This window comes from Sphingomonas sp. LR55 (assembly GCF_036856015.1).
Classification (GTDB): domain Bacteria; phylum Pseudomonadota; class Alphaproteobacteria; order Sphingomonadales; family Sphingomonadaceae; genus Sphingomonas.
Genome location: NZ_JASPFO010000001.1, coordinates 1,401,930 through 1,413,984, shown reverse-complemented (window position 1 = coordinate 1,413,984; position 12,055 = coordinate 1,401,930). Strand labels below are relative to the sequence as shown.

General features: G+C 65.1%; 12 protein-coding genes and 1 pseudogene. 7 read left to right on the top strand and 6 right to left on the bottom strand.

All coding sequences use genetic code 11. The features are described 5' to 3' along the window. Positions 1 to 375 precede the first annotated feature (375 nt). The 5 genes and pseudogenes from QP181_RS06630 to QP181_RS06610 all read left to right on the top strand — a co-directional run bounded on the left by QP181_RS06630 (position 376) and on the right by QP181_RS06610 (position 6,989). A pseudogene (locus QP181_RS06630) lies at positions 376 to 1,054 on the top strand (ABC transporter ATP-binding protein). A gap of 126 nt (positions 1,055 to 1,180) precedes the next feature. After that, entirely contained in the window at positions 1,181 to 2,413 is a 1,233-nt protein-coding gene (locus tag QP181_RS06625) for an ABC transporter permease (protein WP_333928048.1), read from the top strand. Between the two features lie 245 nt (positions 2,414 to 2,658). Further along, positions 2,659 to 3,621: an ABC transporter permease gene (locus QP181_RS06620; RefSeq protein WP_333928047.1), complete on the top strand. Its 963-nt coding sequence runs from the start codon at positions 2,659 to 2,661 to the stop codon at positions 3,619 to 3,621. Further along, on the top strand, positions 3,603 to 6,008 hold the full coding sequence (locus tag QP181_RS06615; protein WP_333928045.1) for an ABC transporter permease: 2,406 nt from the start codon (positions 3,603 to 3,605) through the stop codon (positions 6,006 to 6,008). Before QP181_RS06620 ends, QP181_RS06615 begins: the two co-directional genes overlap by 19 nt. Positions 6,009 to 6,188: 180 nt before the next feature. Then, on the top strand, positions 6,189 to 6,989 hold the full coding sequence (locus QP181_RS06610) for a SirB1 family protein (RefSeq protein WP_333928043.1): 801 nt from the start codon (positions 6,189 to 6,191) through the stop codon (positions 6,987 to 6,989). 15 nt (positions 6,990 to 7,004) lie between these two features. Here QP181_RS06610 and QP181_RS06605 read toward each other — a convergent pair whose 3' ends face one another. The 4 genes from QP181_RS06605 to QP181_RS06590 form a co-directional block, all read right to left on the bottom strand. Further along, entirely contained in the window at positions 7,005 to 7,226 is a 222-nt protein-coding gene (locus QP181_RS06605) for a hypothetical protein (protein ID WP_333928042.1), read from the bottom strand. Between the two features lie 104 nt (positions 7,227 to 7,330). After that, complete coding sequence (locus QP181_RS06600) at positions 7,331 to 7,558, bottom strand: hypothetical protein (protein WP_333928041.1); 228 nt, start codon at positions 7,556 to 7,558, stop codon at positions 7,331 to 7,333. 106 nt (positions 7,559 to 7,664) lie between these two features. Next, positions 7,665 to 9,242 carry an alkaline phosphatase D family protein gene (locus QP181_RS06595; protein ID WP_333928040.1) on the bottom strand — a complete coding sequence of 526 codons (1,578 nt, stop codon included), beginning with the start codon at positions 9,240 to 9,242 and terminating at the stop codon, positions 7,665 to 7,667. A 22-nt stretch (positions 9,243 to 9,264) separates the two neighbouring features. Next, positions 9,265 to 9,420, bottom strand: coding sequence for a hypothetical protein (locus QP181_RS06590; RefSeq protein WP_333928039.1), 156 nt, complete (start codon positions 9,418 to 9,420; stop codon positions 9,265 to 9,267). A 306-nt stretch (positions 9,421 to 9,726) separates the two neighbouring features. Here QP181_RS06590 and QP181_RS06585 point away from each other — a divergent pair, with 306 nt between their 5' ends. After that, positions 9,727 to 10,119, top strand: coding sequence for a MerC domain-containing protein (locus QP181_RS06585; protein ID WP_333928038.1), 393 nt, complete (start codon positions 9,727 to 9,729; stop codon positions 10,117 to 10,119). A gap of 42 nt (positions 10,120 to 10,161) precedes the next feature. Here QP181_RS06585 and QP181_RS06580 read toward each other — a convergent pair whose 3' ends face one another. Beyond that, positions 10,162 to 10,644 (bottom strand): peptide-methionine (S)-S-oxide reductase, encoded by a 483-nt coding sequence (locus tag QP181_RS06580; RefSeq protein WP_333929576.1) that lies wholly within the window; start codon positions 10,642 to 10,644, stop codon positions 10,162 to 10,164. 118 nt (positions 10,645 to 10,762) lie between these two features. After that, a complete protein-coding gene (locus tag QP181_RS06575) occupies positions 10,763 to 11,476 on the bottom strand; it encodes a RibD family protein (protein WP_333928037.1) in 714 nt (237 codons plus the stop codon). Between the two features lie 309 nt (positions 11,477 to 11,785). Here QP181_RS06575 and QP181_RS06570 point away from each other — a divergent pair, with 309 nt between their 5' ends. Next, positions 11,786 to 12,052, top strand: a complete 267-nt coding sequence (locus QP181_RS06570; RefSeq protein ID WP_333928035.1) for a hypothetical protein — start codon at positions 11,786 to 11,788, stop codon at positions 12,050 to 12,052. The last annotated feature ends 3 nt before the right edge of the window (positions 12,053 to 12,055 follow it).

Below are 12,055 nucleotides of genomic sequence, written 5' to 3'. Positions count from 1 at the left end.
CGGACGCAGCTATCCGATGTCCGTCATCAAGATCCTGCCACAGGTGACCGAAGGCCGGTTTCGCGTCGAGCTTGGTTTTCGTGGGGCTGCACCCACGGGACTGAACCGCGGCCAGACGCTCGACGTGCGGCTCGTGCTCGGCGCGGACCGGCCCGCGGTGGTCGCGCCCTCGGGCGGCTGGCTCGATGCCGGCGGCACCACCGCGTTCGTGCTCGACGGCGACAAGAAGGCCGTCAGGCGGGCGATCGTCACCGGCCGACGCAATCCCGACCAGGTCGAAATCGTCTCCGGCCTCGCCCCCGGCGAGCGGATCGTGACCACCGCGCTCGGCACCTACACCCCCTTCCAGACCCTCCTCATCCGATAGGATTCGATATGATCCAGCTACAGGACCTCAGCCGCACCTATGCCTCGGACGAGATCGAGACGACCGCGCTCGGCGGTATCGACCTGCTCGTCGAGGCGGGGGAGTTCGTCGCGATCATGGGCCCGTCGGGGTGCGGCAAATCGACCTTGCTCAACATCATCGGCACGATCGACCGACCGACCGACGGGCGGTACCTGTTCGAGGGCGCCGATATCGCGCGCGCTCCGGAGGCGGAGCTTGCCAGGCTGCGCCGAGACCGGCTGGGCTTCGTGTTCCAGAGCTTCAACCTGATCGACGAGCTGACGATCGCCGAGAACGTCGCGCTGGGGCTCGCCTATCGGACGATGCCCGCGCGAGAAGAAGGAGCGGGTTGCGGCGGCGATGGACCGCGTCGGCATCGCCCACCGCCAGCGTCATCACCCGCACCAATTGTCGGGCGGCCAGCAACAGCGCGCCGCGATCGCCCGCGCGATCGTCGGCGAGCCGCGGCTGATCCTCGCCGACGAGCCGACCGGCAACCTCGATACCGAGAACGGCGCCCAGGTGATGGACATCCTCGGCCAGCTGAACGCGGAGGGCGCGACGATCGTGATGGTCACGCACAGCCCGTCGCACGCCGACATCGCCAAGCGGACGGTGCACATGCTCGACGGCCGCATCCTGTCGTCCGCACGGCGCGCCGCCTGATGCGCCGCTCGCTCCAGATGATCGTGCTGATGCTGCTCGTGGTGGTCCTCGTCCGCCACCTCGCCGCGACCAAGCCCGGGGGCAAGCCCAGCTCCAAGCCCGCAAGCGACGCCTGAAGGAACCGCCATGTCCGCGCTCACCAGTCTCTATCGCTCGCTCGCGCACCACCGGTTGTTCGCGCTGCTCAACATTGGCGGTCTCGCGCTCGGGATCGCGACGTTCCTCGTCCTGTTCCTCTTCGTGCAATTCGAGACCGGGTACGACCGCGTATTGCCGCAACAGGACCGGTTGTGGGTGATGGAGGAGCGCTATGTGATGCCGGGCTACCCGGCGGACACCAATCCGAGCACGATGGGCAGCGAGCTCAAGATCCTGCAGGCGGACTATCCGCAGTTGGTCGGCACGCGCTACATGAACATGGCGGCGACGGTGCAGCAGGGCGGGCAGGCGACCGCCGAGGATTTGGGCACGGTCGACCCGAACTTCTTCGATCTCATGCGCTTTCCCGCGGTCGAAGGCGATCCGGCAGCAACGCTCGCCGATCCGAACGGCTTGGTCGTCACCCAGAAGACCGCGCGGAAATATTTCGGGAGCCAGTCGGCGATCGGCCGAACGCTGCAACTGTCGATCGATGGGACGACCTATCCCTACAAGGTCGGGGCGGTGCTGCGCGACATGCCCGACGACGTCACCTTCAAGAGCGAGATGTTCGCGCAAATCTCACGGACTCGCTTCGGCAACGAATGGTGGGAGCATTGGGGCAGCGCGTCGCTCACCACATTCCTGCGGTTTCCCGATGCGGTGGCAGCGCGGGCGTTCGAGGCGCAATTGCCTGCCTTTCTCGATCGCCACGCCTATGCCGACCACAATCTCAAAAAAGGCGAGTATTTCCAGTCGCTGCGACCGCTGACCGCGATGCATCTGTATAGTCCGGGCGATCGCGCGATCGTCACGACCTTGGGGGCGGTCGGGCTGCTGACGCTGCTGATCGCGATCGTGAACTACGTCAATCTGGCCACCGCCCGTGCCGGGTTGCGTGCGCGCGAGGTGGCGATGCGCAAGGTGCTGGGCGGCACGCGGCGGTCGCTCATCCGCCAGTTCCTGGGCGAGGCGCTGGCGACCGTCGCGGTGGCGGCGCTGATCGGGCTCGCGCTTGCCGAGATTGCGCTGCCGTTCGTCAACGCGCTTGGCGGAACGTCGCTGGCGATCCGCTACGTCGGTTGGGACGGCGTCGTCCTGCCGCTGGTCCTGCTGGTCCTGGGCATAGCACTGGTTGCGGGGCTGTATCCCGCGTTCGTGCTGTCGGGGTTTCGCCCGGCGGCGGTGCTCGCCTCGACGCGCGCCCGGTGGTGGGCGTAGCGGCACGAGGCTGCGAAGCGCGCTGGTGGTCGTACAGTTCGCGATCGCGATCGCATTCGCCATCGCCACCGGCGTCATGCTCAGCCAGACCGAGCATATCCGTGACGCCGATCTCGGGTTTCGTCGCGACGGCTTGATGATCGTCCGCTCGCTGATGACCGGCGGGATCGACTCCCCACAGCGCTCTGCGATCCTGCGCAGCCTCGCAGCGGCCCCCGGCGTCGTCGGCGTCACCGTCGCCAACAATGCCCCGGGCGACCAGAGCACGACCAATTTCTCGGGGTACACGCGCGGGCGCGTCGGGCAGCAAGATATCGTTGATGGATGTCGGTACTGGTCGCGACTATTTCCGCGTGTACGGCGCGCGTCTCGTCGCGGGGCGCCTGTTCGATGCCGCGCATGCCGACGACCGCGGCCTGTTGACGACGGCCGAACGCAAGCGGGCAGGGCCCAATGTGGTGATCAACCGGACCGCGGTGACCGCATTGGGCTTCGCGTCGCCGGCCGCCGCACTGGGACGGGCGATCAACGATGGCGAGCGGGACGCGACGATCATCGGCGTGGTCGACGACCTGCGCTTCAGGAGCCCGCGCGATGCCGTCACGCCGGTCGCCTACACCTACAACACCGTCGATATCCTTTCGCCGTTCGCCGCGGTCCGCTATGCCGGCGTCGACGCGAAGACGATGATGACCGCAATGGAAACGGCGTGGAAGCGCGTCGTGCCGGGCGTTCCGTTCGAGGCGCGCTCGGTCGAAGACAATCTGTACCAGCGCTATTACAAGGCCGACGCGCAACGCTCTCGACTGTTCACGATCGGCGCGGTGCTGGCGGTCCTGATCGGCTGCATCGGGCTTTACGGCCTGGCGGCGTTCGACACTGCGCGGCGCGTGAAGGAGATCGGTATCCGTAAGACGCTCGGCGCCTCGACCGCCGAGGTGCTGCGGCTGCTGATCGGGCAGTTCCTGCGACCCGTGATCCTCGCCAACCTCGTCGCGTGGCCGCTCGCTTATGTCGCGATGCAGCGCTGGCTCGGCGGGTTCGACGACCGGATCGCGCTGTCGCCGCTGTTCTTCGTCGGTGCCTCGCTCGCCGCGGTGCTGATCGCGAGCGGGACGGTCTTCGGCCAGGCTTGGCGCGTCGCCCGTGCCGAGCCCGCGCGCGCTGCGTCACGAATAGGGGCCGATCGATGTCCTCAGCCTTCCTGACGCTGTACCGGTCGCTCACCCGGCATCGACTGTATGCGGTGCTCAACATCGGCGGGCTCGCGCTCGGCATCGCGGTGTTCCTGGTGCTGTTCCTCTTCGTCCGCTTCGAGACCGGCTACGACCGCGTGTTGCCGGGATGGGAGCGGGTCCGCGTCGTCAAGCAGACGATGCAGTTTCCAGGGTCTCCGGAAATGGCCATTCCCTCGCCGATGCCGCTGCTCGGGCAAATCGAGAGCGACTGGCCAGAGGTCGACGGCGCGCGGTTGCTGGAGGACTCGATGCCGGTGCAGAACGGCACTATGGTCACCAAGGAAAAGGTGGCCCGCGTAGACCCTGCCTATTTTACGCTGTTTCCCCTGTCAGCGATCGCCGGAAACCCCCATGCAACACTCGAGACCCCCGATGGCGCGGTGATCACGCAGCGGATCGCCGAAATTTACTTCGGCAAGGGACCTGCGATCGGACGCACGCTGATGCTGATAGTCGATGGCAAGGCGACGCCGTTCCAGGTCGGAGCGGTGATCGCCGAACCGCCGGCTGCGATGACGTACCGCCAATCCGTTTACATCGCCTTGCCAAGCGTGGATGTCGGCTTGGCGGGCGGCTCGGGCGTGGTCACCTTCCTCCGCTTTGCCGATGCGCAGGCCGGGGCGCGAATGGCCGCCATGTTTCCGGCATTCCTGCGCCGCCATCCCGGTCTTAATTTCGCGGACCTGCCGCGCGACGTGCTGAAGCAGAGCTTGGTACCGGTGGCCGATGTTCATCTGGCGAACCCGACCGACCGGATCGTCGTCGGCGCCTTGGGGTCGGTCGGCGTCCTCGCGCTGCTGATCGCGATCGTGAACTACGTCAATCTGGCCACCGCCCGCGCCGGGTTGCGTGCGCGCGAAGTCGCAATCCGCAAGGTTGTCGGCGCGACCCGCCAAGGGCTCGTCGCGCAGTTCGTCGGCGAGGCGATGGTGACCGCGGCCATGGCTGGGCTGATCGGGCTGGCGCTTGCCGAACTCGCGTTGCCGCTGGTCAATGTCGCTGGCGGTACGACGCTGTCGATGACGTATATCGGCACGGGATCGATCGTGCCGCCGCTTATGCTGCTGATCCTCGCGGTCGGCCTGGTCGCCGGCATCTATCCCGCGTTCATCCTGGCGCGGTTCCAGCCGGCGGCGGTGCTTGCCTCGGTCCGTTCGCCGGGTGGGCATCGTGCCGGAACGCTGATGCGTCGCGCGATGGTGGTCGGCCAGTTCGGAATCGCGATCGGGTTGATGATCGGTACCGCGGTGCTGGTAGCCCAGACGCGCCATCTCCAGGCTTCGGACGTCGGGTTCGATCGTGAAGGGCTGATCGCTCTACGCATGTTCGGGGACCAGGCCATCGACGATAGTCAGCGGCGGGCGTTCATGGCCGCGGTTGCGCGACTACCCAGTGTCATGGCGGTGGCACAATCGGCGGTGGCACCGACCGGTGGCAGCTTCGGGATCGCGGCGATGCACCGCGAGGGGGCAACCGGCACGGAGCCGATGATCGTGCGTGCCGACGTCGCGCAAGGATTCTTTGCGACCTATGGCGCGCGTCTGCTCGCCGGACGGTTTCTCGATGCGCACCGCTATCGCGGTGACGACGCGCTACGCAAGGCACCCGGCGCCAGCGCGATCGTGCTGAACCGGACCGCGGTGCGAATGCTGGGTTTCGCCACCCCGCAGGCGGCGATCGGCCGTACCGTCCGCGACGCCAGCAACGCGGGCACGGGGAATAGCGCCACCGTCGTCGGGGTCATTGATGACATGCGGTTCAAATCACCCCGCGATCCGGTCGAACCGCAAGCCTATTATCAACGCGATCAGACACTTTCGAACCCCGTCCTGGCCGTCCGTCATGCCGGCGATGGTCGCCAGTTGACGGCTGCAATGGAGACGCTCTGGCGGCGGATCGCGCCGGCCATACCCTTTGTCGCGTTGCCAGTGGATCGACAATTATACGACACCTATTACCGCGCCGATGCGCAACGGTCGCACCTGTTCATGATCGGAGCAGTGCTCGCCGTCGCGATCGGCTGTATCGGTCTCTATGGCCTAGCCGCATTCGACACCGCGCGGAGGATCAAGGAGATCGGTATCCGCAAGACGCTCGGGGCTTCGACCGGCGACGTCCTGACGCTGCTGATCGCGCAGTTCCTGGTTCCGGTCTTCGCTGCCGGAGTGATTGCAATACCGGTGTCATACCTCGCGATGACCCGCTGGTTGGCCGGGTTCGACGATCGGGTCGCGCTATCCCCCTGGCTGTTCGTGGGGGCGATCATGTTTGCCGGGAGTATCGCGACGGCAACGATCTTCGGTCAGGCATGGCGGGTTGCGCGCAGCGAGCCTGCGCGAGCCTTGCGGTACGAATAGATCCGATAGGTCCGACGCGGCGCACGGTAGTTCACAACCGGTCTACGCACCCGAGAATCATGACGTTTTACTCTATTTGTGCAATGAAACTGCATGATGCGGACGACGCCGCGCGAAGAGATATTCGTTTCATGGTGCGGGACGCGTTGCGGACGGTGGCGGCGCTACCATGTTGTCGGGATGCATGATGATTTGATCCGTCTCGGCCTTATCGATGACGACGACGTCGTTCTCGACGAGGCGGCGCTGGCGTTGGCGATGCCCGATCATCCCAATGTCGATCCCGATCGCGTGCTGAATGTGTTTCAGTCGATCGCAGACAGGCTGGCCGCAATCGGCGGCGAGGCGCGTGACGCCAAGTCGCAGGCCCGGCTTCTCGCCAATGTCCTTGGCAACGAATTCGGTTTTGTCGGTGATCGAACGACGTATGATGATCCCGCCAATACCGACATGATCCGCGTTATCGAACGCCGTCGGGGGCTGCCGGTGAGCCTGTCGATCCTCTACGTCGCGGCGGCGCGGCGGCTGGGTTGGACGGCGAACATGCTCGACGTTCCGGGCCATGTGCTCGTGTTGCTCGGCGAGGACGCGGTTCCGGTCATGATCGATCCGTTTCGCGGAGGCGAGGCCGTCGATCGCGATCAACTCGTCGTACTGCTACAAACGATGGATCCCGGGCGGATCGCTGCGGCCAGCCACGTCGCGACCATGTCGAACCGGGCGATCCTGGTCCGCCTGTTGCTGAACGAGGCGACGCGGGCGGAAGCGGCAGGGGAGGGACGGCGCGCGCTCACCCTCTACCACCGTATGACCCTCGTAGCGCCCGACTCCGGTCATGCCTGGTGGGAGCGGGCGCGTCTCGAACTCATCGGCGGCGACGTTGCCGGCACTCGCAAGAGTCTGAGTGCCATGCTGGAGATCACACGCGAGCCGGAACTGCGCGCAAAGGTCTCCAGCATATTGGCGTCCTTGCAGACGTGAGAGCCGCGTCGGGGTTCAACCGGGAATACCCCAGTTCGCATCCTCGTTCGCGGCCTTGGCGGTCCGCACCAGATGCTCGACATAGTTCTGGAAAACCGGGACCGTAAAGGTGACGAGCGTCGGCTCGCCGTTCGGCTCCTTGAACGTGAGCACGACGAAGCGGCTGCCTTCCTCGTCGAGGACCAAGCCGGCTTCCATAGCGCCGGGGCCGCTGGGCGTGATGACAGTTGGGGTCATGGACAGGTTCTCTTGGGTGCGGCGTTACGCGCTAGGCGGGCGCAGCCACGTCGCAACGCCGATGTTGTCGGTTCGGCATCAATTTGCACAGGTTCGTCGACGTGTCACGGTCGCGTGCGTCGCAGGTCGATGATGAGAGCGTCAATCGCGTGGCGGTCGAACGTATGCGGCGGGACGCGACGATCGGGTAATGATACCGACAGGCCGCGACGCGCGTCCGGCGGCATTGCGGCAACCGTTTCCACCACGTGGTGCAGCGGGCCTTGCTGCACCATCTCGCGGCTCGCCGCCGTTTCAGTCGTACGGTCGGTGACCCGGATCAGCGTCGCCAACTCGTTCCACGGGATACCCATGTCATTCCCCCCAGGCCACAGTTCACAAGGGTGTTTAGCATTGTCGTCGCAAACTTAAATTGACGTGGCGCAATACGCGCGGGTTTCAGGCGGAGGCGGTCATCGTCACCGCCGCGAGGCCGTGTTCGATGATCGCGGTGCCGGCCGTCTTCACCGGCGCATCGGGACGTGTGACGCTGTCGACGGTGCGGAACTCGGTCTTCCACTGGTCGGCGGTCACCTCGCAGAGCAGGTAACCGCGCCGGTCATTGGTCCAGGCGAGGAACGGGTTGCGGTCTCGGATGCGGTCCTCTCCAACGCGGCGGTCCGCGCCATCGCCGCCCGACGTGATCGACGTGCCGACGAACTCGACGGCGACGGCGTCCCCCTGGCCACCCTCGGTACGTAGCACGCCTGCATAGTTCTGATGCTCGTCGCCGGTCAGGACGACGGTGTTGCCGAGTCCTTCGACCATCTTTAGCACGCGTTCGCGCGGCGCGTCGTAGCCGCCCCAGCTGTCCATATTGCGGATCGGCGTTGGCTCGTCACCGGTGCGACGGTCGAGCGGCATCATCATCACCTGCTGCGCCAGCGCGTTCCAGCGCGCCTTCTTCTGCTTCAGCGCGGTCGCCAGCCACGCTTCCTGCGCGCGTCCCATGACCTGCGCCGCCGGATCCGCCCACCCCTTGCAACGTGTCTTGAAGCCATCGTCGCAGGGCTGATCGGTCCGAAATTGCCGAGTGTCGAGCAGGTGCAGGTCGAGCAAATTGCCGATCGTCGCGCGACGGTAGATCTGCATGCCGGCCGGTCCCGGAAACGCCGAACGGCGCAGCGGCATGTGCTCGTAATACGCTTGGAACGCCGCAGCCCGGCGCAGCGCGAACACTTCGGGCGGATCATTCTCCTGGTCGATCGCGCCGACCCAGTTGTTCTCGACTTCGTGATCGTCGAACGTCACGAACCACGCCGCCGCCGCATGCGCGGCCTGGAGGTCCGGGTCGATCTTGTATTGGGCGTAGCGGCGGCGATAATCGGCTAGGTCGAACAGCTTCTGCCCGGCATGCTCGCGAACGAACCGTCGCGGCCTGCCGTCATACCCGACCGGCATCGGCGCGCTTCGGCCTTCGTAGATATAGTCGCCATAGTGGAAGACGAACGCCGGCTCCTCCGCCGCGAGGTGACGATAGGCGGTATAGAGCCCATCCTCGTAGTTCTGGCAGCCGGCGACCGCGAAGCGAAGCCGCTCGACAGACGCACCGGCGACCGGCAGTGTCCGGGCACATCCTGCCGGCGAGCGCTCGCTGCCGACGCTGAACCGGTACCAATAGGAGCGATCAGGCAGCAGGCCTTCGACCTCGACATGGACCGAATGCGCAAGTTCAGGCCGCGCCAGCGCCTTGCCGCCGGCCACAAGCGTCGCAAAGCGCGGATCGGTCGCGACCTGCCACTCGACCTCGACCGGCTGCATCTGCATGCCGCCATGCTCGGCCAGCGGATCGGGGGCGAGCCGCGTCCAGATGACGAAGCCGTCCGCGACCGGATCGCCCGCCGCGATGCCCAGGCGAAACGGGTAGGCGCCGAACAGCTGTTGTGCGCGCAGGATCGCCGGTGCGCCGATCATCGCTGCGGCGGCACCGATCAGGGTGCGGCGATCTAGAAGCAGGCGAGAGCTAGTGTCGGTCATGGATGTCCCGTCAGTAGAGAGGCTAAGCGACGAGTGCCGCTTCGTGGGTGCAGAATGCCGTGTCGGGTTTCGCCGCGCCGCCGTCCTGTCGGAGCGCTGCGATCTCGTGTTGTGCTACGGCCAGATCTGCGACGAACGCCGGGTCGCTTCGCATCGCGGACACCGTCAAACGCGTCATAGGGTGAGCATCCTGCTGCCTCGGACCACAGGGTAGCCCGGCTGACACGTATCGGTCATGGATCGGGAATGTGTCAGCTGCGTTGCATGGCGCCGTTTTCCCGACATTGCGTTTTTGATCGTCGAGGACAGTCCAACGCGCGAAGTCACCGCGCCTCCGCAGCGGGAGCCCTTGGTGGAGACTCTGGATCCGATATTTTGGTCCGAACAATCGTCGAAGCTTTCTTGCGACCGCATATGGTGCATCGGTGTTTTACTCTTTATGAGATATGATGTATCATTACATACTTGATGTGAGGTCGGCAAGATGAAGAGTGCGCGTATCTACGGTGTGGACTGGCTCGATCGATTGGCGGTGACGGGATCGGCGGCGTGCATGATCCATTGTCTGGCACTGCCGTTGCTTCTGGCTGCGGCACCGTCATTGTCCGCGATCATCGCCATTCCCGAAAGCTTTCATCGCTGGGTACTGCTGTTCGCGGCGCCGGTCGCGGTGGTCGCGCTGCTGGGTGGAAACGTCCGCCACAAGGTCCCGTTGCCGCTCTGTCTCGGGTTGATCGGGCTCGCGCTGATGACGATCGGCGCATTCGTGCTGCGGGAGGGAGCGGCCGAGATCGCCATAACCGTTGCCGGTAGCGTCCTGGTTGCTACGGCGCACATCATGAATCAGCGTCTGCGGCATTCCTCCTGCACCGCCTGACGGCACCATGCGCGATACGCAGTCGATACGATATCCCGCCTCTCAAGGCCGCGCGATGGCCGCGAAATTGCGCCGGATATAATCCAGTTTGGGATCGATATACCGGCGGCAAAAGGGCCGGCCCGGGTTGCTGCGGTAATAATTCTGGTAGCGTGCCTCGGACGGTTTGAAGCCCCCGAACGGGAGCACCATCGTCCGTGCCGGCGCTCCGGACTCGTTCGCGATATGGTCGATCATCAGCACCGCTGTCTGACGCTGATGCGCGTCGAAAACGTAGATGGCGCTGCGATACCGTCCGCCGGGGGAGTAGGTTCCGTTCGCCGAATGCGTCCTCAGGTGGACCTCGGCAAGTGTCCCGAGATTGATGATCGCAGGGTCGAAATGGACCAGCACACCTTCCGACCAGGCATCCCACGGTGCGTCAGACTGAATGAAGCCCTGCTCAACCTCGACGACGCCGCGCAACGCTTGGAATACCCCTTCGGTGCACCAATGGCAGCCACCGCCAAATCCAATTTTCTGCATTGCCAACTCCCCAACGCTGGTTGCGACGCTATATTACGCCGGGCGGTCAGCGGCAGACCGCCCGGAGAGTATGACCGCTGTCCCCAGCCGGCGCGCCATGGTGATGAAACGTCCGAGCCTAGCGCCCGTCAACCGAACGGACGTCGTAACATAACAGAACGGCGCCGTGATCGAGGCGATCGCAGCTTTTCAACGACAGACTGGTTTTGCCGGAAAGTCCGTTTCGACCGTTTGAGACGAATGCCTGCATATCCGCACGCGCGTCCAGCGTTGGCGTGACGATGACGTTCAATTCGTCGACCAGACCCTCTGCCAGAAAGCTGCCGACGATTGCGGCACCGCCCTCCACCAGCAATCGCGTAACGCCAAGATCATCGCGCAGGACGCCAAGCGCTGCCTTGAGATCGACCTTCTCTTCGGCAGAGACGATGTAAGAAACGCCGCTGGCTGCCAGTTCCGCGAGATGCGTGTTCGAGACGTCTTTACCGAGCAGCACCACGACGTCGTCGCCGGCTATCTTCGGCTCACCGAAATGCAGTTTGCCGTGCGTATCGACTGTGATCGCGAACGGCTTGGCAATCCCCTTTGCGAAATGCCGTGGCCGCTGGACCGTCGAGACGGCCGCAAGCGGGTTAGCCTCACCCTTCGCCATTTCCGCCATCGTCGCGCGCCCGACGAGCCAGGCATCTCCCGCCAACCGATCGTGCAGAGCCTCGTAGAGCATGGCCCAGTCCTTCGACGTGCCGTCGGGGCTCTTGGTACACCGACTGGCGTGGAGACCGCCGTCGAGGGATGATGACATCAGGCAAATGGTGTGAAGGCGATCAGGCATGGGCGAACTCCGCTACGACGTTGAAGCGCCGGTCGTGTGATACTCGACGCCGGAGATACCCATTATTGTCAGCGCGTTATAGCGCCATCACAGTTAACGGGACGGTCTCGCGATGATCGCCGCGCCGAGCCGGGTGCAGCTGGCGAACACCGCCCTGAGCCGATCTGAGGGTAATGCCCGAGCTGGGCGCGTGCGGGGTGATCCACCCCCGATTGCGTAGTTTCCGACGGTGATGCCCGGCGACGTCGATCGATAGCAGCGGGTCGAATGCTCGCCTCGGCGAGGCCCTTTGGATCGGAACAGATCATGATGCCGTGCCGAACCTCGCGCCGTATCCGTCCCGCACGGTCACTTGTCCTGCCGCTGGCCCTGACGCTTGCCATGACGCTCGCGGGCCCCGTGGTAGCGCAGGCCCCGCCGAGCATCGACGGTCGGATCGAGCACCTCAAACCCGGCGAGTATCTCTGGGCGCCCGAGATTGCCCCCGCCGGGCCTGTCACGGTGATCGTCAGCCTCGCCACGCAAAAGGCCTATGCCTACCTCAACGGCGTGGCGATCGGCGTCTCGACCGTGTAGACC

Bases quoted from the DNA above. Each gene is read 5' to 3' on its own strand.
- QP181_RS06625 (WP_333928048.1), top strand. From the start codon at position 1,181: ATGTCCGCGCTCACCAGTCTCTATCGCTCGCTCGCGCACCACCGGTTG.
- QP181_RS06620 (WP_333928047.1), top strand. From the start codon at position 2,659: ATGCCCCGGGCGACCAGAGCACGACCAATTTCTCGGGGTACACGCGCG.
- QP181_RS06615 (WP_333928045.1), top strand. From the start codon at position 3,603: ATGTCCTCAGCCTTCCTGACGCTGTACCGGTCGCTCACCCGGCATCGA.
- QP181_RS06610 (WP_333928043.1), top strand. From the start codon at position 6,189: ATGCATGATGATTTGATCCGTCTCGGCCTTATCGATGACGACGACGTC.
- QP181_RS06605 (WP_333928042.1), bottom strand. From the start codon at position 7,226: ATGACCCCAACTGTCATCACGCCCAGCGGCCCCGGCGCTATGGAAGCC.
- QP181_RS06595 (WP_333928040.1), bottom strand. From the start codon at position 9,242: ATGACCGACACTAGCTCTCGCCTGCTTCTAGATCGCCGCACCCTGATC.
- QP181_RS06590 (WP_333928039.1), bottom strand. From the start codon at position 9,420: ATGACGCGTTTGACGGTGTCCGCGATGCGAAGCGACCCGGCGTTCGTC.
- QP181_RS06585 (WP_333928038.1), top strand. From the start codon at position 9,727: ATGAAGAGTGCGCGTATCTACGGTGTGGACTGGCTCGATCGATTGGCG.
- QP181_RS06580 (WP_333929576.1), bottom strand. From the start codon at position 10,644: ATGCAGAAAATTGGATTTGGCGGTGGCTGCCATTGGTGCACCGAAGGG.
- QP181_RS06575 (WP_333928037.1), bottom strand. From the start codon at position 11,476: ATGCCTGATCGCCTTCACACCATTTGCCTGATGTCATCATCCCTCGAC.
- QP181_RS06570 (WP_333928035.1), top strand. From the start codon at position 11,786: ATGCCGTGCCGAACCTCGCGCCGTATCCGTCCCGCACGGTCACTTGTC.